The sequence below is a fragment of the Micromonospora sp. NPDC049230 genome (genome assembly GCF_040647875.1).
In the GTDB taxonomy this organism is placed as follows: Bacteria; Actinomycetota; Actinomycetes; order Mycobacteriales; family Micromonosporaceae; genus Micromonospora.
In genome coordinates, this window is sequence record NZ_JBEZCZ010000006.1 from 229,956 (window position 1) to 248,375 (window position 18,420).

An 18,420-nucleotide genomic window follows, 5' to 3' on the forward strand; every position below is an offset into this window, starting at 1 on the left:
CCTCGTCCTTGTCCTTGGAGTCCCAGCCCTTGTCCGAGCCGTGCTCGTCGCGGCCCTTGTCGGAGCCGTGCTCGTCGCGGCCCTCGTCCGAGCCGTGCTCGTCCTTGGACTCCCAGTCCTTCTTGTCTTCGTCCTTGGAGCCCCAGTCCTTCTCGTCGCGGTTGTCATCCGCGTCCTGGCCGTGCTCCTCGCCCTTCCAGTCCTTGCTGCCCTCGTCCTCGTAGGCGTCGGCGGCAGCGCCGCCACCCTGGCCACCGGGCTGCGACTTGTCCTTGCCCTCGTCGTCCTTGCCCTCGTGGTCCTTGCCGTTGTCGTCCTTGCCGTTTTCGTCCTTGCCCTCGTGGTCCTTGCCCTTGTCGTCCTTGCCGTGCTCGTCCTTGCCCTTGTCGTCCTTGCCGTTTTCGTCCTTGCCCTCGTGGTCCTTGCCCTTGTCGTCCTTGCCGTGCTCGTCCTTGCCCTCGTCGTCCTTGCCGTGCTCGTCCTTGCCGTCTTCGTGGTCGTAGGAGTCCTCCTCCTCGCCCCACTCGCGGTCCTCGCCCCGGTCTTCCTTCGCCGGATCGAGCTTGACCTTGCCGGTGACCTTGGACCACACGAACGCGTGCTCCTGCCGATCCGGGCAGATCTCGAGGAGCTTGACCTCTTCGCCGGCCTTGACGACGTGCGGCTTGGCGTAGACCTTGCCGTCGTGGTCCTTGCCGTCGTCGTGGCCGTTGGCGTAGGCGATCCCCGGTGCGAACACCAGGAGCGATGCGCCGCCGAGCGCGGCGCCCGCGACGACCTTCCCGAGCATCTTCTTAGCCATGACCTGCGTCACTCCATCCCTGTTGTCCTGAGCCCGGCGACAACCGAGCTAAGACCGACGTTAGACCGTTTCATGACTTATGAAGTGAAAGATTCGCGTTTTGACCTTTGGTGCGGGTAAGAGGTGAAGGGGTGCTACGCGGCTTTCACTGCGGCGCGCGTCTTCTCGGGCGCCCCGGGCTCCCGCGGGTGCGGCACGGCGTTCCTCGCCCGTCGTGCCCGCCCGGCTCGGGCATCCGGTAGCGCCCGGGCCGGTCGGGTACGTGCTGCTCGGGCGGACTCGGGGGTATCGTCCGAAACCGAACCGCGCGCTGACCTCGCCTCCATGCATCGAGCCATTGCCATGGAAGCGCTCCCATGTAAGAATCGGCGCACGCGGTTCGGGGAGCCACACCGCGCAGGCAGGCAGTCGAGGGCACCCGGTTCACCGGGGCGACATCCCGCCGCCGTTCGACCGGCCGCCGTGTCGGTCGTGCACCACCACCACCATCGCCCGTCCGGGTCGGGCGTCCCCGAAAGAATCCCGTTGGCGCCGGCGGCCGTCCGTGCAGGACGCTCACCGGGCCGTCTCGCCGGGCCGTACGTGGGCCCGGTCTCGCCCAAGGAGATCAGTGGCATGAATGTGTGGAGAAGGCTGTCCGGCCCACGCCGGGCCCTCGCGCTCGCCGGCGCGGGTGCCCTGGTCGCCGGTGGGTTGGTAACGATTCCGGTTACGGCGGCGCAGGCCGCGACGCAGTGCGAGATCGGCTACACGACGAACGACTGGGCCGGCGGCTTCACCGCGAGCATCACCGTCAAGAACCTCGGCGACCCGGTCAACGGTTGGACGCTGGGTTGGACCTTCCCCAACTCCAGCCAGCGGGTGCAGCAGGGTTGGTCGGCCGAGTTCAGCCAGTCCGGCAGCCAGGTGACCGCCCGGAGCATGTCCTACAACGGCACCCTCGCCGCCGGCGCGTCGGCGACCCTCGGCTTCAACGGCGCCTGGAGCGGCAGCAACCCGAAGCCGACCTCGTTCACCCTCAACGGCGTGGTCTGCAACGGCGGTGTCACCCCGACCTCCGTGCCGCCGACCTCCGTGCCGCCGACCGACGTGCCGCCGACGTCCGCGCCGCCCACCTCCGCGCCGCCGACGAGCCCGCCGCCTGGACAGAAGGTGGACAACCCGTACGTCGGGGTGCCGGGTTACGTGAACCCGGAGTGGAAGGCCAAGGCGGACGCCGAGCCCGGCGGAAGCCGGGTCTCCAGCAACCCCACCGCCATCTGGCTGGACCGGATCGCCGCGATCAACGGCACCCCGGACAGCAGCTCGAACGGCGCGTTCGGTGTGCGTGACCACCTGGACGAGGCGCTGCGCCAGGGCGCCGGCTACATCCAGTTCGTGATCTACAACCTGCCCGGCCGGGACTGCTCCGCGCTCGCCTCCAACGGCGAGCTGGGCCCGGACGAGCTGCCCAAGTACAAGGCCCAGTACATCGACCCGATCGCCGCGATCCAGGGTGAGTCGAAGTACCGCAACCTGCGGATCATCAACATCATCGAGATCGACTCGCTGCCGAACCTGGTCACCAACACCTCGGGTCAGCCCGGTGGCACGGTCATGTGTGACACGGTCAAGGCCAACGGCGCGTACGTGAACGGCGTCGGCTACGCCCTGGCAAAGCTCGGCGCCATCGGCAACGTCTACAACTACATCGACGCCGGCCACCACGGCTGGCTCGGTTGGGACAGCAACTTCAACCCGTCCGCCGAGATCCTGAAGACCGCCGCCGTCGCCTCCGGCAGCACTGTCAACAACGTGCACGGCTTCATCACCAACACCGCCAACTACTCGGCGTTGCAGGAGCCGTACTTCAAGGTCACCGACAACGTGAACGGCCAGACGGTGCGGCAGTCCAAGTGGGTCGACTGGAACTACTACGTCGACGAGCTGTCCTTCGCCCAGGCGTTCCGGAGCAAGCTTGTCTCGTTGGGCTTCAACTCGAACATCGGCATGCTGATCGACACGTCCCGCAACGGTTGGGGCGGCTCCGCGCGGCCCACCGGGCCGGGCGCGATGACCAGCGTGGACACCTACGTCAACGGTGGTCGCATCGACCGCCGGGCCCACCTCGGCAACTGGTGCAACCAGGCCGGCGCCGGTCTCGGTGAGCGGCCCCGGGCGAACCCGGCTGCGGGCATCGACGCGTACGTCTGGGTGAAGCCGCCGGGTGAGTCGGACGGCTCCAGCAAGGAGATCCCGAACAACGAGGGCAAGGGCTTCGACCGGATGTGTGACCCGACGTACGGCGGTAACGCCCGCAACGGCAACAACCCGTCGGGCGCGCTCGGGGATGCCCCCATCTCCGGTGCGTGGTTCTCCGCGCAGTTCCAGGAGCTCATGCGCAACGCGTACCCGGCGCTCTGACCGGAACGCGTCAGTAACCACCCGCCACCGGCAGTAGGTGAGGCACTGCCGGCGGCAGGTCCCCCCGGGTCCCCGATCCGACCGTCACAGGTCGGGTCGGGGACCCCCCCCTTTGTGCCCGGTCAGGGCACCGTGCGCTCGATTGCCGCCCGACCCTGCTCGGCCAGGTCGCGGCGGGCCTTGTCCAGATTCTCCGGTGTGAGGTCCTGGCCGCGGGCCATCACCAGATCCTCCGGCTCCCACTGCTGCTCCGCGCCGGTGCGGATGTTGTCGCCGCCAGCGCCGGTGCCCGTCCCGGTCGCCCCCGAACCGGCGGCATAGGGGTCGCCGATCAGCTCGTCGGTGCCCGGCGCGAGGTCGTCCGGCCGGTCCCGGGGCTCGGCGAAGCCGGGGTTGTCGTGGTCGGGGCCGCCTCCGCCCCGAAACTGCGGGACGGTGGTGTCATCGTCCACCGCCGCGGCCACCTCCGGGCTGTCCTCCAACGGCGGTTGGCGATCGCGATCGGTCATGGTGGTGCCTCCTGTGTCCGACACGGTGCCTGATCCCCGTCGCGTACCCCCTTGGGCCGGGCTCATGCTCGTGCCGACCAGGTCAGGCGTCAGGCGCCGGGTGGCTGCTCGTTGGGGGCCGGCGGCTCCGCCGGGCGCCGCCACTGCCAGAACAGCATGAGCAGGCCGAAGACGAGCATCACCAACCCGGCCCACAGGTTGATCCGGACGCCCTGGGCCTTGTCGATCTCGGCCGCGCTGTCGAAGATGCCGATCAGCGTCACGATGATCCCGTACGCCACGAAGAGGCCACCGATCACCCGACGGACGTCGAACAACCGGGCGGCGGCGGAACGGCGTTGCTCCTCCTGCGTCTCGTCGATCAGCGGGTCCTGTGCCGGCTGGCCGTCGTTGCTCATCTGCCGACTCCTTTCCTAGAAGACCGGGATGTAGAAGAGGGCGGCGAGCGCCACCGCGATCACGCCGAGCAGCACGGGGGAGCGGTACCAGACGGCGTCCCCGGCGAGCACGTCGCCCTTCAGGTCGACGCCGCCCATGCCGTAGACCAGCCCGCGCAGCTCCTCGTCGCGCTTGGGTGCGGTGAGCGGGGTGATGATCGCGGCGACCACCACCGCCGTGACGAACGCGAGACCGGCCCCCCAGAAGCTCTCCTCCAGGTCGGAGTTGAAGTCGATGACGCCACCCTTGTAGAGCAGGTAGAGGCTGAGCGACACCAGGGTGCCCAGCAGCAGCGACCAGAAGCCGGCCAGCGCGCTCATCCGCTTCCAGAACATGCCGATGATGAAGGTGGCGAACAGCGGTGCGTTGAAGACGGAGAAGAGCGCCTGGATGTAGTTCATGATGTTGCTGAACCCGGCGGCGATGAACGCCGTGCCGATGCCGATCACCACGGCCGCGACCGTCGCCCACCGACCGACGCGCACGTAGTAGTCGTCCGGCCGGTCGCGGCGGATGTACGCCTGCCAGATGTCGTAGGTGAAGACGGTGTTGAAGCCACTCACGTTTGCCGCCATGCCGGCCATGAACGAGGCGAGCAGGCCGGTGACGGCCACCCCGAGCACGCCGTTGGGGAGCAGGTCGCGCATCAGCAGCGGGATCGCGTTGTTGTACTGCAGGTCGCCGCTCTCCGCGCCCAGGCCCTTCACCGTCACCAGGGCCACCAGGCCGGGGATGATCGTGACCAGGGGGATCAACAGCTTCGGGTACGCGGCGATGATCGGCGTACGACGCGCGGCGCTCATGTTCTTCGCCGACAGCGCCCGCTGCACCTCGGCGAAGTTCGTCGTCCAGTAGCCGAAGGACAGCACGAAACCGAGGCCGAAGACGATGCCGATCCACTGCGCGCCCAGCGGGTTGGCAGTGCTGCCGGTGTCCTGCCACGCGTGCAGGCCCGCCTCGCCGAGCTTGGAGTCGCGTACCGCGTCCATCAGACCGTTCACCCCGCCGACCTTGACCAGGCCGATCACGGTGACCGGGATGAGGCCGGCCAGGATGACGAAGAACTGGAGCACCTCGTTGTAGATCGCGCCGGTCAGACCACCGATGGTGATGTACGCCAGCACGATCGCCGCGCCCACCACGATCGCGGTCCAGAGCGGCCAGCCGAGCAGTGCCTGCATCACCAGGGCCAGCGCGTAGAGGTTGACCCCGGCGATCAGCACCTGGGCGACGGCGAAGCTGAGCGCGTTGAGCAGGTGGGTGGGGCGGTTGAACCGCAGCCGCAGGTACTCGGGCACGCTGCGGACCTTCGACCCGTAGTAGAACGGCATCATCACGATGCCCAGGAAGACCATCGCCGGCACGGCGCCGATCCAGTAGTAGTGCACGGTCATGACGCCGTACTGGGCGCCGTTCGCGGCCATACCGATGATCTCCAACGCGCCCAGGTTCGCCGAGACGAAGGCGAGCCCGGTCACCCAGGCCGGCAGGGACCGGCCGGAGAGGAAGAAGTCGACGCTGGTGCGGATCGCCCGGCGGGCGGCGATGCCGACTCCGAGGACCGTGACGAAGTACAGCGCCAGGATCAGGTAGTCCAGGCCGTTCATGTCGAGCCGGAGACCGTCGCCGTCCATCCCGTCACCCCTCGTCCCGCGGTCCGCGCTGTTAGCCGCGCGCGCCGTATTACCCCTGTGCGGACGGTTTCACGCCTCGACGTCCGTGGAGGTGGTTTCGGGTGAATCGGGCCGGTTCCGCAGCGCGAGGGGGCGCCCCGGCCGACCGGCCGGGGCGGCCCTGCGTGCGTCGCTCAGCGACCCAGTACGCGGTCCAGGAAGTCCCGGTAGTTGCGCACCGCCATCCGCAGTTGCTCGGTGTCGGCCGAGCCGGCGTCCTGCCACCCGCCCAGCGTGTTCTTCTGCGCGGCCAGCGCCGAGGAGAGGGCCTGGATGGCCTCCTCCACCAGCGACTGCGCCTCGCCGGCTGCCGCGTGCGGGTCGTCGACGAAACGCAGCTGCACGTCCCGCCAGCGGTCCCGGAAGCCCTGCGCGGTGTCGTTGTCCAGGAGTGTGGCCGGCTCGGCGGCGACTGTCGACCCGGCGGGCCGCGATGTCCCGGCGGCGCCCAGCGTGCTGTCGCTCTTGCTGTCGACCGGCTCGCCGTCCGCGTCCGGGTCGACCATCTCCGGTGTCGCGCTGCCGTAACCGGCCGCGCCGGCGGTCACGGCGTCCGGGTCGGTGCCCGGGGTGGCATCCCTGCGGTGCAGGTCGGCCGTGGGGTCGGCGCGCAGACCCTCGCGCTCGCCGTCCTCGGCACCGTCACCCGGCTGGGCCGTCCGCTCGGCCCGGGCGTCTGGCTGATCCTGCGGGTTTGGGCTGGCCAACGCCGAGGCCGCCACCGCGTCGGCGACGGTGGTGGCGCCGAACGCCGTCGGCAGCGGCCCCGGCTCGTGGAAACCGCCCTCGTCGGCGGGCCGGTCGTCCCGCCGGTGGCGCGGGTCGGTGTCGTCGGCACGCTCGTCGTCGACCGGGTCGTACGCGGCATCCCGGTCGGTGTCGTCGACGCGTGCGGTGTCGTCGGCCCGGTCGGCGTTATCGGCCCGGTCGGCGTCGTCGGCCCGTGCGTCGGGGACGGTCCACTCGTTCGAGTCGCCCTGCTCGTCGGAGGCTGCCCGCTCGTTCGGGGCGGTCCTGTCGTCGAAGGTGCCCCGGTCGTCCAGGGCGTCCTCAGGGACGTCCGAGCGGCCGGTCCGGTCGCCGGTGGGAGGCACCGGGACGGGCGCGGACCGGACGGCCTCGGGGTGGTCGTTGCTGGCCTGCTGTTCTTCCTGGCGCATCGGTGGCCTCCTCAGCGGCTCGTCGAGTCGTGGTCCGGGTGGTGGCGCTGTTCGGGCGTACGGCGGCCAACCGGCTCCTCGCCGAGCAGGTCGGCGAACAGGGCCCGGTAGTGCACGACCGCCTGCCGCAGCTCCTCGGTGCTGGCCTCGCCCCGGGAGTTGCGCAGGTGGATGTCGTGCGCGTCGCGGTAGTTGGTAAGCGTGCGAGCGTGCTCGACGGAAAGATGGGCGATCTGGTCGGAGAAATCACCGGTCGGGTAGCCCTGCTCCTCGATGAGCCGGGTGACCAGTTCGTCCGCGTCGCCAACAGTTTCGCCCGGCGAGTCGATGAAGCGCACCTGGAGTTCCTCCCAGGCGGCGCTGTAGCGGGCCCGGGACTCCGGGCTGAGCGGGGTGAGCGTGAGCTCGGCGTGCCGGCGTTCCCGGTCGCGCAGTTCGCGCTCGGCGGCGGACCGGCTGTCCTGCTCCTCCACCACCCTGTCGTACTCCGGCCCGAACCGGTCGCGCAGCGCACGACGGCGGCTGAGTGACCGGGCGGCCACGGCCAGCACCGCGACGATCACGAGCACGGCGAGCACGATGACGATTACCTGCGTGGGCGACATGGCTCCTCCTTCGTCACCTGGTATTCCCTCCGCGCACTGATCGCCAATCCCGATCCGGGGCACTTTCTGGCCGGCTTGCGGGCGGGAGCGGGAAGAGAGCCCGCAGCTCCGTCAATCGGCGCAGACCTGACCCAGTCCAGAAAACGCGTCGGCCCAGGTCGATCGGGAGCGGATCCTCCGTCGCCCTGTGAGGCGCATCTCGGAGCGTCGATGTCGGCGCGACGGGCGGTAGTGCAACCGCCCCCGATTACGTATCCTGCCCAAGGCGCCCGCGCCGGTGCCCGGCGTTCGCCGGGCGCACCGCCGGCCGACGCGTTGCCCGGCGGTGCCGGCACCCCTCCTGCCACCCCTGTACGGGCGAGGTCTGATGAGAACCCGCGACTGGCCGATCCGCTCCAAGCTGACCGCGTTGGTCGTCGCGCCGGTGACCGCGCTCCTGGCGCTGTGGATCTTCGCGACCACGCTGACCTTCGGGCCCGCCCTGGACCTGCTCTCGGCCCGCACCCTGCTGTACGACCTGGGTCGCCCCGGCGAGGTCGTGGTCACCGAGCTGCAACGGGAGCGGCGACTCTCGGTGGTGCAACTCGCGGGCACCACCCGGTTGCCCGTCCTGGCCGAGCAACGGGCCCGCACCGACCGGGCCGTCGCCGAGCTGCGCCGCCGGGTCGACGGGGAAGCCCTGCGCGACGCCGCGAACGACCCGCTGGAAGCCCGGATCGACCACCTGGTCACCGCGCTGGCGGCGCTGCCGGCCGGCCGGCAGTTCATCGACGACCGCAGTCTGGACCGCAGCGGCGCGATCGGCCTGTACAGCGGCATGGTCACCGCGGCCTTCCAGGCGTTCTCCGCGATGGCGACCCTCAACGACCCGGACCTCAACCGGCAGGCACTGGCGCTCACCGCGTTGGGCCGCTCCCGGGAGCTGCTCGGCCAGAGCGACGCGCTGCTGACCGGCGCGCTGGCCGCCGGACGGTTCGCCGAGGGGGAGCACACCCAACTCGTGCAGGCCATCGGCAACCAACGGTGGCTCACCGAGAGCGCCGTGGCCGACCTGCCCGAGACCGGGCGGGTCGCGTACCAACGGTTGACCGAGAGCGAGGCGTTCACCCGGCTGCGCACGATGCAGGACGCGCTGCTCCTGGCCAACCGGTCCGGTCGGCCGCCGATCGACGCGGCGGCCTGGCAGGCCAGCCATGACACGGTGCAGCAGCAGCTGCGCGATTTCGAGCTGGCCGAGGCCGACGGCCTCACCGACCGCTCGGTGCCGATGGCGGTACGCATCCTGCTGCGGCTCGCCGCCGCCGGGGTGCTCGGGCTCGTCGCCGTGGTGGTCTCGGTGCTTGTGGCGCTGCGGCTCGGCCGCACGCTGGTCCAGCGGCTCAGCGGCGTCCGTACCGCCGCGCTGGAGTTGGCCGAGCACCGTCTTCCGGACGTGGTGACCCGGCTGCGTCGGGGCGAGCAGGTGGACGTCGCCCGGGAGGCGCCGCCACTGGAGTACGGCCACGACGAGATCGGCGAGGTCGGGCGGGCCTTCACCGAGGTGCAGCGCACCGCCGTCCAGGCCGCAGTGGACGAGGTCACCCTGCGTCGTGGGCTCAACGAGGTCTTCCTCAACATCGCCCGACGGAGCCAGAGCCTGGTGCACCGTCAGCTGCACCTGTTGGACCGGATGGAGCGCCGCGCCGAGGACCCGGACGAGCTTGCCGAGCTGTTCCAGGTCGACCACCTGGCGACCCGGCTCCGTCGGCACGCCGAGGACCTGGTCATCCTCGCCGGCTCCGCGCCCGGCCGCGGTTGGCGAAACCCGGTGGCGATCGTCGACCTGGTCCGCGGCGCGATCTCCGAGGTCGAGGCGTACGACCGGGTGGACATCACCGCCACGCAGCCCGCCGGTGTGTTGGGCCGGGCGGTCGGCGATGTCATCCACCTGCTCGCCGAGCTGGTCGAGAACGCCACCGCCTTCTCGCCGCCGGACACGCGGGTCACCATCACCGGGGAGCAGGTGGCCAACGGGTACGCGCTGGAGGTCACCGACCGGGGGCTGGGCATGTCCGTCGCGGCGCTGGAGGCCGCCAACACCCGGCTGGCCAGCTCGCCCGAGTTCGACCCGGCGCAGAGCGCCCGACTCGGCCTGTTCGTCGTGGCCCGGCTGGCGGCCCGACACGGCGTACGCGTCGAACTGCGCCCCTCCGAGAAGGGCGGGGTGACAGCTGTGGTGCTGATCCCCACCGACCTGGTCACCGCCGAGCCACCGGCCGGCCCCGACCCCGCCACGCTCGTCGCCGCGTCGGCCGACCCGGCCCGGCGGCTGGCCCGGACGGCTCGCCGGGGCACCATGTCCCGCACCCGCCCAGCCACGGCCTCCCGCGCCGTCACCGCCCCGCCCGCCCCGCCCGCCGGAGCACCCACCCCGGGCGGCGTGGCGGGCGACGCGGGGTCGACAGTGGACGAGGAACTGGACGGCCTACCCCGCCGGGTACGACGTCGTGCCCCCGTCGCCCAGCCCCGGTCGACGGTCGGCGACACCCCGGCGCCCAGGTCTCCCGAGGAGGTGCGTCGGGTGATGGCGGCCCTACAGGCCGGAACGGCGCGTGGACGCGCCACAGTCACCACCCCGCCCGCCGCTCCGGCGGTGCCGGCCGAGCGCGCGGTGCCGGCGGCCCCGGCCGGCCCGGCGACGACCCCCGAACCACCGACCGCGACTGAGAGGAACGCCTAGTGCGGCAATCGACGAAGCAGAGCGCCGGCCTGGACTGGTTGCTCGACGAGCTGGTGCAACGGGTGCCGGCCGCCCGGGAGGCGGTGGTGCTGTCCGCTGACGGTCTGCTGCTCGGCTGCTCGGCCGAGTTGGAACGCTCCGACGCGGAGCACCTCTGTGCGCTCGCCGCCGGCTTCTCCAGCCTGGCCCGGGGTGCCAGCCGGCACGTGGACGGCGGGCCGGTCCGGCAGACCGTCGTGGAGATGGAGTCGGCGTACCTCTTCGTCACCGCCGCCGGGCAGGGTGCGTGCCTGGCGGTGGTGAGTGACGCCGACGCGGACATCGGGTTGGTCGCGTACGAGATGGCGATGCTTGTCATCCGGGTGGGGGAGAGCCTCGCCGCGCCACCCCGATCATCGGTGGGAGCCGGTGATGCGGGCTGAGCCGCCCGGGCCACAGCACGAGTGGCTGGACGGCGAGGCCGGCCCGGTAGTGCGCCCGTACACGCTCACGAAAGGGCGGGTGCGCTCCGCCGTCGACGGGTTCGACCTCGTCGCGTTCGTGTTGGCGGGATCGGACGTCGACGCGGCGGAGCATCCGCACCTGCTCCCGGAGCATCGGCGGCTGATCGCGTTGGCCCTCCGACCGGTGTCGGTGGCCGAGTTGGCAGCCGAACTGGACCTCGCGGTCGGTGTGGTCCGGGTCCTCCTCGGTGATCTCCTGGGTGCGGGCCTGGTCGCGGTGCACGAGCCGCCGGCCGCCGGAATCATTCCCGACGACGACATCCTCAAGGCGGTGGTCAGTGGACTCCGTGCGCTATGACCATGCGGGCACCAGCACCACCATCCCGCTGGCACTGAAGATCCTCATCGCGGGTGGCTTCGGGGCTGGCAAGACGACGCTTGTCAGTGCCCTCAGCGAGGTGCGCCCGTTGCAGACCGAGGAGGTGTTGACCGGCGCCGGGGTCGGCACCGACGACATCTCCGGGGTGGAGGGCAAGTCGACCACCACTGTGGCGATGGACTTCGGCCGGATCACCATCAACGACGACCTACAGGTCTACCTGTTCGGCACGCCGGGCCAGGATCGGTTCTGGTTCCTCTGGGACGAGTTGGCGTTCGGCGCACTGGGCGCGGTGGTGCTCGCCGACACCCGTCGGCTGGCCGACTGTTTCCCGTCCATCGACTACTTCGAGCAGCGTGGCATCCCGTTCGTGGTGGGTGTGAACTGCTTCGACGACTCCCGTCGTTTCAACCTGGAGACCGTACGCCGAGCACTCGACCTGGACCCGGACGTGCCGATGGTGCTCTGCGACGCCCGGGACCGGCAGTCCGGGAAGATGGTGTTGATCTCCTTGGTCGAGCACGTCGCCCGGCAGCGCGGGGAGCCGGTGCCGACGGCCTGAAGTCCGGCCGGCAAAGCCGGTTAACCGGCGGGCAATGCGGGCAGCCTCTGGTTGGATCAGCGGAGGACGTCGGCGGAGGAGTGGGACGTGAGTGGTCAGGGTGAGGTCGTCCACATCGGGGGCTACACCGCGCAGAGTGGTGGGCGGGGCAGCGGCATCGTCGCCGCACACCGCGACCCGACGACCGGGGCGCTGACCCCGCTCGGCACGGTGGCGGTCACCCCGTCCCCCTCCTTCCTGGCGCGGCACCCCACCCTGCCGGTGCTCTACGCCGTCAACGAGTTGACGGACGGGGAGATCAGCGCCTGGCGGGTCGGGCCGGACGGCGGGCTGGATCCGGTGGGTAGCCGGTCGACAGGTGGGGCCGAGCCCTGCCACCTGGCGGTGTCGACCGACGGCGGCCACCTCGTGGCGGCCAACTACGGCAGCGGCAGCGTCGCGGTCTTCCCACTCGACCCGCGGGGAGTGCCCGGCGAGCGCAGCGACCTGGTGGCGCACGAGGGGCACGGCCCCGACCCGGAGCGGCAGGACCACGCACACGCCCACATGGTCTCCCCGGTGGCGGGCCGGGGGCCGCTGCTCGCTGTGGACCTCGGCACCGACTCGGTCTACCGGTACGACCTGGACGCCGCGACCGGGCGGCTGGTGCCCCGCGCGCCACGCATCCGTACGACGCCCGGCACCGGGCCCCGGCACCTGGCCCGTCACCCGGACGGACGACGCTGTTACCTCGTCGGTGAGCTGGACGCCTCGGTCACCGCGTACGAACTGACCGACGACGGCGCGTTGCACCAGCGGGGTCGGGTCGAGGCGAGCGAGCGGTCCGGTCATGTCCAGCCGTCGGAGGTCGCGGTCAGCCCGGACGGCAGGTTTCTCTATGTCGCCAACCGGGGGGTGGGGACGCTGGCGGCGTTCAGCCTGGCCGGGGAACTGCCCGAGTTGGTGGCGGAGGTGGACACCGGTGGTGGGTGGCCCCGGCACTTCGCGCTGATCGGGGAGCACCTCTACGTCGCCGACGAACGGGCGGACATGGTGCGGATCTTCCGGCGCGACATCGAGACCGGCGTTCCGGCGGCGGTCGGAGAGCCGGTGCCGGTGCCGAGCCCGACCTGTGTGTTGCCGTGATGGTTTGGCAACACCTCGGGGCTGTCGCGTCACGCTGTGTTGCTAAATAGTGGTGAACTGTTTCTCCTCCGTAACTTTAGTCCGAACGGATGTGGCAGAGACGGCACCTTGTACGCAAGATGGTCACCGTGTCAGCAGGCCGCCATCGCATGCGTTCGAAACTCCACCTAGCCGCCGCCGCTGCGATGGCGACGGTTCTCGTCGTCACGACTGGCGCGTGGTTCGGCTACCGAGAGTTGGTCCAGTCCAACTGCTCGGGGGAGATCCGACTCGCGGTGGCTGTCGCCTCCGAACTCGCGCCCGCGGTGGACGCCGCCGCGTCCCAGTGGGTCAAGGACGGCGCCGCGGTGGGTCCGACCTGCATCAGGGTCGATGTCTCCGCGTCCGACCCGGTCGACGTGGCGGCCGTGGTGGCGGCCAAGCACGGCGCGGTGCTCGCCGGTGTGGGGCAGGCCAGCGGCACCGCCGTCAGCCCGGACGTGTGGGTGCCGGACTCCTCGACCTGGCTGCTGCGGTTGAAGAAGGACGCGACCGCGTTCGCTCCGACCAACGGCGCGTCCATCGCGCGCAGCCCCATCGTCGTCGCGATGCCCGAGCCGATCGCCACCCGACTGGGCTGGCCGGACAAGAAGTTCAACTGGACCGACCTGCTCAAGCAGCTCAACAACACAACCGCGCCGCTGCGCACCGGGATCGTCGAGCCGACCCGTGACGCCGCCGGCCTGTCCGGTCTGCTCTCGCTGACCGCCGCCGCCAACGGCGCGGGCGGCGACGCCCAGCGCAACACCGTCGGCGCGCTCCGCGCACTGGCCACCGGCCGTTCCTCGCTCCGCAACGACCTGTTGGCACGCTTCCCGACCGCCAACGACGCGACCTCCATCGCCAGCGGTCTCGGCGCGGCGGCGCTGTCCGAAGAGGACGTGATCGCCTACAACAGCAAGAAGCCGCCGGTGCCGCTCGCCGCGCTGTACATGGAGCCGGCCCCGATGCCGCTGGACTACCCGTACGCGGTGCTGCCCGGCATCGAGCCGAGTAAGGCGTCGGCGGCCCGGGTGCTGTTCGAGCTGCTCACCAGCCCCAACTTCCGGGACCGGCTCGCGGCGCAGTCGCTGCGCGCACCGGACGGCAACTGGGGCGCCGGCTTCCAGGCGCCGCAGGGTGCCCCGAGCCCGTCCGGCGGCGCGCCGACCGCACCGGCGAACGGCGGCACCGCCGCGGGTGGGTTGGACCCGGCCGCGATCCAGCGGGTCGTGTCCAGTTGGTCGATCGCCACCCAGTCCGGCCGGATGCTGGCCGTGATCGACGTCTCCGGCTCGATGAAGGACCCGGTGCCGTCGGCCAACAACCGGAGCCGGGAGGAGGTAACTGTGGAGGCGGCACGCCGCGGCCTGGGCCTCTTCGACGACTCCTGGTCGATCGGCCTGTGGACCTTCTCCACCAGGCTGGTCGGCAACCGGGACTACCGCCAGCTGATCCCCATCGGGCCGCTCTCCAGCCAGCGGGCCCAGTTGGAGGGGGCGCTCGCCACGGTGAAGCCGTCCAGCGGCGACACCGGCCTCTACGACACGATGCTCGCCGCGTACCAGGCGGTGCAGGAAAACTGGCAGCCCGGTCGGGTCAACTCGATCGTGCTGTTCACCGACGGCAAGAACGAGGACGACAACGGCCTCAACCAGCAGCAGTTGCTCGCCAAGCTCAAGCAGATCGCCGACCCGGAGCGGCCGGTCCAGGTCATCATGATCGGCATCGGCGAGGGCGTCAGCAAGGCCGAGCTTGAGTCGATCACGAAGGTGACCGGGGGCGATGTCTTCGTCACCAAGGACCCGAGCGAGATCGGCAGCATCTTCCTCAGCGCCATCGCGCGGCGCCCACCGGCACCGCGCTGAGCCGCCGCGAAGGAGTCAGAGACCTGCCCACCAGCTATCCGGTGGGCAGGTCCCTTTTTGGCCTCCAGGTTGAAGAAAAGTGACGGCAATACGTCCGAAGCAATCGGCAGTCATAGTTATCGGGGCAGGATGTCGACTGTTCCGGCACTGTCGGTCCGACTCCGGTCCGACCTGTTGACCGGGGCCACCCTGAGCAGAGTGGGAGGGCCGGTGACCGCGGCACTGTTGACCCCCGCCACGTCGGCGGAGTCGAACGGCCCCCGGGCCGGGCTCGTGGCACGCGCCGACGAGCGGTCCTACGTTCGGGTCATGGTGGTACTGGACACCACCGTTCTCATCATCGCGCTGCTCATCGGATACGTCGCCCGGTTCGGCGACGACCAGCCCACCGGCTCCGAGGTCCCGTACGTGCTCGTCGCTCCGGGGTTGGTGGTGGCGTGGCTGATCTCGCTCAAGGCCCTCGGCTGCTACGACGACCGGGTGATCGGCTATGGGGCGGACGAGTACCGGCGGGTCAGCTCCGCCAGCCTGCGCCTGGCCGGCGCGATAGCCATCATCGGCTACATCACCGACCTCGGCGTCTCGCGGGGTTTCCTGGGCATCTCCTTCGCGGTGGGCACCATTGGGCTGGAGGTGGCACGGTTCGGCGCCCGCAAGCGCCTGCACCGGGCCCGCTCGATGGGCGCCGGCTGGTCCCGCAGGGTGCTGGTGGTCGGTGACACCGCCCACGTGTTGGAGTTGGTGCACACGTTGCGCCGCGAGCCGTACGCCGGCTACCAGGTGGTTGGTGCGTGCATCCCGGACGCGCTGCTCGCGCCCGTGGCGCAGCGACTGGGCGACGTGCCGGTGGTGGGGTCGTTCCGTGGTATCCCGGAGGCCGCCACCGCCATCGGCGCGGACACTGTCGCGGTGACCGCCTCCGGCGAGCTGACCGCGACCCGGCTGCGGCGCCTCGGCTGGCAGTTGGAGGGCACCGGCGTCGACCTGGTCGTGGCGCCCGCGCTCACCGACGTCGCCGGCCCACGCATCCACACCCGCCCGGTCGCCGGTCTGCCGCTGATCCATGTCGAGGCACCGGAGTTCCGGGGTGCGCGCAAGCTGGTGAAGGGTCTCGTCGACAGGTCGGCCTCGTCGCTGGCGCTGGCACTGCTGTTGCCGCTCATCGCGTTCATCGCCCTGGCCATCAAACTGGACAGTCGGGGCCCGGTGCTCTTCCGCCAGGTCCGGGTCGGGCGGGGCGGGCAGGAGTTCGGCGTGTTCAAGTTCCGCACCATGGTGGTGAACGCCGACGCGATGCTCGCCGAGCTGACCGCGCGCAACGAGACCGACGGCCTGATGTTCAAGATGCGCCACGACCCCCGGGTCACCCGCGTCGGGCGGCTGCTGCGCAAGTGGTCACTGGACGAGCTGCCCCAACTGGTGAACGTGCTGTTGGGTCAGATGAGCATGGTCGGCCCCCGTCCGCCGCTGCCCTCGGAGGTGGCCCGCTACGACGGCGACGTGGCCCGGCGGCTGCTGGTCAAGCCCGGCATGACCGGGTTGTGGCAGGTCAGCGGCCGGTCCGACCTGAGCTGGGAGGACGGCATCCGGCTCGATCTCTACTACGTGGAGAACTGGTCCCTCGCCGCCGACCTCACCATCCTCTGGAAGACCTTCGGTGCGGTCCTCAACGGCCGCGGCGCGTACTGACGACCGACGGTCACGCTTGCGGGCCGTGCCAGTCCAGGCAGACGACCACCGCGTCGTCGACCAGGTCACCGGCCACGAACGCGCGCAGATCTCCGATCAGCGACCGGACGGCGTCCAGTGGCGCCATCGGCCCGGTCCGCCGCAGGAACCGGTCCAGGGCCGTCTCGCCGTAGCGCACGTGCTGCCCGGTGGCCTCCACCACCCCGTCGCTGACGACGAATACCCGGTCGCCGCGTTCCATCGGGAACGTCTGCTCGTGGTAGTCGGTCTCCTCGAACATGCCGAGGGGGAACTGCGCGTCCAGGGGTTGCTCGGTGACCTCCCCGTCGCGCAGCAGGACGAGTCGGGGTGACCCGGCGTCGACAACCGTCATCACCCCCGACCGCAGGTCCAACTCCATCAGCAACGCGGAGAGGTGCTGCTCACCCCGGTACAGGTCGAAGAGGGCCCGGTCGGCGAGGGCGGCCTGGTCGGCCAGGCTCAGCCCGGCCCGGCGCGCGTTGCGCAGCGCGTGGGTGGCCAACGAGGTGAGCAGGGAGGCGGCGACACCCTCACCGGTGCCGTTGATGGTGGACAACCAGAGCCGCTGCCCGTCGTCGGACCAGTCGAAGCTGTCGCCGCGCACCGCGTACGCCGGCTCCAACTGCCCGGCCAGACTGAACGCGGGACGGATCCGGCTGCGGCCGGGGAGCAGGTCCCACTGCATCTCGGCGGCCAGGGTGAGGCGCTGGGCACGCCGCGCCGCCCGGTAGACGTCGGTGCCGGCGGAGACCGCGGCCACCTCGTGGGCGAGTGCGGTGGCGATGTCGGCCAGCTCGGCGACGACCTCCCGGTCGTCCGGAACGGGTGCCAGGCACAGCACCCCTCGACGCTCGCCCCGCATGGTCACCGGGAACCAGGCGGTGCCCTCGGTCAGGAGCGGAGACTGGTGATCGAAAGCACGCCAGGCGGGGTGCCCGGGGCTGGTGATCGAGTCACCCTCGGTGAGCGGCAGCAGCTCGGAGAGCTTGTAGTCGACCTGGTACAGCTCGACGTCGGTGATCCCGTACGACCGGGCGAGCACCTCCCCGATACCGCCCACGAGCCGGTCGGCCGGCGCCTGGTTCAGGGCGCGGCGTGCCTGATTGACCGGTTCGCTCATCGTCGCTCCCTCGCTGAAAGCTCGACCACCAGTGGGTTCGGAGTAGTCTCGGGCCACCATGGCCGAACTGCACGGTCCGACGGACCCCGAGACGAGTATGGCCGCCGCGCTGGACGAGGCGGCCGCTGCCCTGCTGGGCATCTGGGAATCCGCCCGGGAGGGCACCGCCCACCGGGTGTCCGGTGCCCAACTACGAGCGGTAACGGTGGTGGAGCAGCACGACGGGATCAACCTGCGGCGGCTGGCCACCCGGCTCGACATGCTGCTCAGCTCCGCCAGCCGCCTCTGCGACCGGCTGGTCGCCGCCGGCATGCTGGAGCGCGAGCCGGGCCGCTTCGACCGGCGGGAGATCTCGCTGCACCTCACCCCGGAGGGCCGCCGGCTCCTCGCTGAGCTGCGGGCCGACCGTCGGGCGCAGCTGGCTGTCGTACTGGCCGAGATGAGCCCGGAAGGCCGCGACGCGCTGCTGAGCGGCATGCGGGAGTTCGCCGAGGTCGCTCAGCGGCAGCAGGCGCGGAGCACACCGGCGTCGGACGACCCGACGGGGCCGGAGGGCTGGCCGGACGACCCGGACCGACCCGGCGGGCGGTCGGGGGATCTGTCGCGCGACAGCCACCAACAGACCCGCACGGCCTGGGCGGGCCCGTCGGGCGACCCGGAACGATCCGTCGGCACCACCCGGGAGCGGCCGACCGGCGAACCACCGGTGGCACGAACCGCCTGATCCCACCGGCCGGGCGGCACGCCGCCCTGATCCCGTCGGGCGGCACGCCGCCCTGATCCCGTCGGTCGGCACGCCGCCCTGATCCCGTCGGTCGGCACGCCGCCCTGATCCCGTCGGTCGGCACGCCGCCCTGATCCCGTCGGTCGGCACGCCGCCCTGATG

General features: G+C 71.0%; 14 protein-coding genes and 2 pseudogenes. 9 read left to right on the forward strand and 7 right to left on the reverse strand.

Annotated elements, in window-relative coordinates:
• A pseudogene (locus AB0A95_RS08205) lies at nucleotides 1-814 on the reverse strand (hypothetical protein); the annotation flags it as partial.
• Nucleotides 815-1,417: 603 nt separating this feature from the next.
• On the opposite strand from AB0A95_RS08205, the gene AB0A95_RS08210 reads away from it, so the two are divergent.
• Complete coding sequence (locus AB0A95_RS08210; RefSeq protein WP_357554910.1) at nucleotides 1,418-3,205, forward strand: glycoside hydrolase family 6 protein; 1,788 nt, start codon at nucleotides 1,418-1,420, stop codon at nucleotides 3,203-3,205.
• Nucleotides 3,206-3,327: 122 nt separating this feature from the next.
• Here the strand turns inward: AB0A95_RS08210 and AB0A95_RS08215 are convergent, their stop codons facing one another.
• From AB0A95_RS08215 to AB0A95_RS08235, 5 genes and pseudogenes are all read right to left on the reverse strand, one after another.
• Nucleotides 3,328-3,714: a hypothetical protein gene (locus tag AB0A95_RS08215; protein WP_357554911.1), complete on the reverse strand. Its 387-nt coding sequence runs from the start codon at nucleotides 3,712-3,714 to the stop codon at nucleotides 3,328-3,330.
• Nucleotides 3,715-3,803: 89 nt separating this feature from the next.
• On the reverse strand, nucleotides 3,804-4,112 hold the full coding sequence (locus tag AB0A95_RS08220) for a hypothetical protein (RefSeq protein WP_357554912.1): 309 nt from the start codon (nucleotides 4,110-4,112) through the stop codon (nucleotides 3,804-3,806).
• Nucleotides 4,113-4,127: 15 nt separating this feature from the next.
• On the reverse strand, nucleotides 4,128-5,786 hold the full coding sequence (locus AB0A95_RS08225; RefSeq protein ID WP_357554913.1) for a sodium:solute symporter family protein: 1,659 nt from the start codon (nucleotides 5,784-5,786) through the stop codon (nucleotides 4,128-4,130).
• Between the two features lie 629 nt (nucleotides 5,787-6,415).
• Nucleotides 6,416-6,670, reverse strand: a pseudogene (locus tag AB0A95_RS08230) (hypothetical protein); the annotation flags it as partial.
• 326 nt (nucleotides 6,671-6,996) lie between these two features.
• A complete protein-coding gene (locus AB0A95_RS08235) occupies nucleotides 6,997-7,590 on the reverse strand; it encodes a hypothetical protein (protein WP_357554914.1) in 594 nt (197 codons plus the stop codon).
• A 367-nt stretch (nucleotides 7,591-7,957) separates the two neighbouring features.
• Between AB0A95_RS08235 and AB0A95_RS08240 the strand changes: the two genes are divergently transcribed.
• The 7 genes from AB0A95_RS08240 to AB0A95_RS08270 all read left to right on the forward strand — a co-directional run bounded on the left by AB0A95_RS08240 (nucleotide 7,958) and on the right by AB0A95_RS08270 (nucleotide 16,393).
• The gene (locus tag AB0A95_RS08240) at nucleotides 7,958-10,309 is read left to right on the forward strand and encodes a nitrate- and nitrite sensing domain-containing protein (protein ID WP_357554915.1); all 2,352 of its coding nucleotides are present in this window, start codon (nucleotides 7,958-7,960) and stop codon (nucleotides 10,307-10,309) included.
• A complete protein-coding gene (locus AB0A95_RS08245) occupies nucleotides 10,309-10,731 on the forward strand; it encodes a roadblock/LC7 domain-containing protein (protein WP_357554916.1) in 423 nt (140 codons plus the stop codon). Before AB0A95_RS08240 ends, AB0A95_RS08245 begins: the two co-directional genes overlap by 1 nt.
• A complete protein-coding gene (locus tag AB0A95_RS08250; protein WP_357554917.1) occupies nucleotides 10,721-11,110 on the forward strand; it encodes a DUF742 domain-containing protein in 390 nt (129 codons plus the stop codon). The genes AB0A95_RS08245 and AB0A95_RS08250 overlap by 11 nt, the downstream gene beginning before the upstream one ends.
• Nucleotides 11,091-11,693, forward strand: coding sequence for an ATP/GTP-binding protein (locus AB0A95_RS08255; protein ID WP_357554918.1), 603 nt, complete (start codon nucleotides 11,091-11,093; stop codon nucleotides 11,691-11,693). Before AB0A95_RS08250 ends, AB0A95_RS08255 begins: the two co-directional genes overlap by 20 nt.
• Nucleotides 11,694-11,780: 87 nt before the next feature.
• Nucleotides 11,781-12,818 (forward strand): lactonase family protein, encoded by a 1,038-nt coding sequence (locus tag AB0A95_RS08260; RefSeq protein WP_357554919.1) that lies wholly within the window; start codon nucleotides 11,781-11,783, stop codon nucleotides 12,816-12,818.
• A 128-nt stretch (nucleotides 12,819-12,946) separates the two neighbouring features.
• Nucleotides 12,947-14,704 carry a substrate-binding domain-containing protein gene (locus AB0A95_RS08265; protein WP_357554920.1) on the forward strand — a complete coding sequence of 586 codons (1,758 nt, stop codon included), beginning with the start codon at nucleotides 12,947-12,949 and terminating at the stop codon, nucleotides 14,702-14,704.
• A gap of 210 nt (nucleotides 14,705-14,914) precedes the next feature.
• Nucleotides 14,915-16,393, forward strand: a complete 1,479-nt coding sequence (locus tag AB0A95_RS08270) for a sugar transferase (RefSeq protein ID WP_357554921.1) — start codon at nucleotides 14,915-14,917, stop codon at nucleotides 16,391-16,393.
• A 10-nt stretch (nucleotides 16,394-16,403) separates the two neighbouring features.
• Here AB0A95_RS08270 and AB0A95_RS08275 read toward each other — a convergent pair whose 3' ends face one another.
• On the reverse strand, nucleotides 16,404-17,534 hold the full coding sequence (locus tag AB0A95_RS08275; RefSeq protein WP_357554922.1) for a PP2C family protein-serine/threonine phosphatase: 1,131 nt from the start codon (nucleotides 17,532-17,534) through the stop codon (nucleotides 16,404-16,406).
• Between the two features lie 58 nt (nucleotides 17,535-17,592).
• Here AB0A95_RS08275 and AB0A95_RS08280 point away from each other — a divergent pair, with 58 nt between their 5' ends.
• Entirely contained in the window at nucleotides 17,593-18,258 is a 666-nt protein-coding gene (locus AB0A95_RS08280; protein WP_357554923.1) for a MarR family transcriptional regulator, read from the forward strand.
• Nucleotides 18,259-18,420 lie beyond the last annotated feature (162 nt).

What these genes read in the sequence shown, in the direction of transcription:
- AB0A95_RS08210 (WP_357554910.1), top strand. Translation starts at nt 1,418, where the DNA reads ATGAATGTGTGGAGAAGGCTGTCCGGCCCACGCCGGGCCCTCGCGCTC.
- AB0A95_RS08220 (WP_357554912.1), bottom strand. Translation starts at nt 4,112, where the DNA reads ATGAGCAACGACGGCCAGCCGGCACAGGACCCGCTGATCGACGAGACG.
- AB0A95_RS08235 (WP_357554914.1), bottom strand. Translation starts at nt 7,590, where the DNA reads ATGTCGCCCACGCAGGTAATCGTCATCGTGCTCGCCGTGCTCGTGATC.
- AB0A95_RS08250 (WP_357554917.1), top strand. Translation starts at nt 10,721, where the DNA reads ATGCGGGCTGAGCCGCCCGGGCCACAGCACGAGTGGCTGGACGGCGAG.
- AB0A95_RS08240 (WP_357554915.1), top strand. Translation starts at nt 7,958, where the DNA reads ATGAGAACCCGCGACTGGCCGATCCGCTCCAAGCTGACCGCGTTGGTC.
- AB0A95_RS08225 (WP_357554913.1), bottom strand. Translation starts at nt 5,786, where the DNA reads ATGGACGGCGACGGTCTCCGGCTCGACATGAACGGCCTGGACTACCTG.
- AB0A95_RS08215 (WP_357554911.1), bottom strand. Translation starts at nt 3,714, where the DNA reads ATGACCGATCGCGATCGCCAACCGCCGTTGGAGGACAGCCCGGAGGTG.
- AB0A95_RS08275 (WP_357554922.1), bottom strand. Translation starts at nt 17,534, where the DNA reads ATGAGCGAACCGGTCAATCAGGCACGCCGCGCCCTGAACCAGGCGCCG.
- AB0A95_RS08280 (WP_357554923.1), top strand. Translation starts at nt 17,593, where the DNA reads ATGGCCGAACTGCACGGTCCGACGGACCCCGAGACGAGTATGGCCGCC.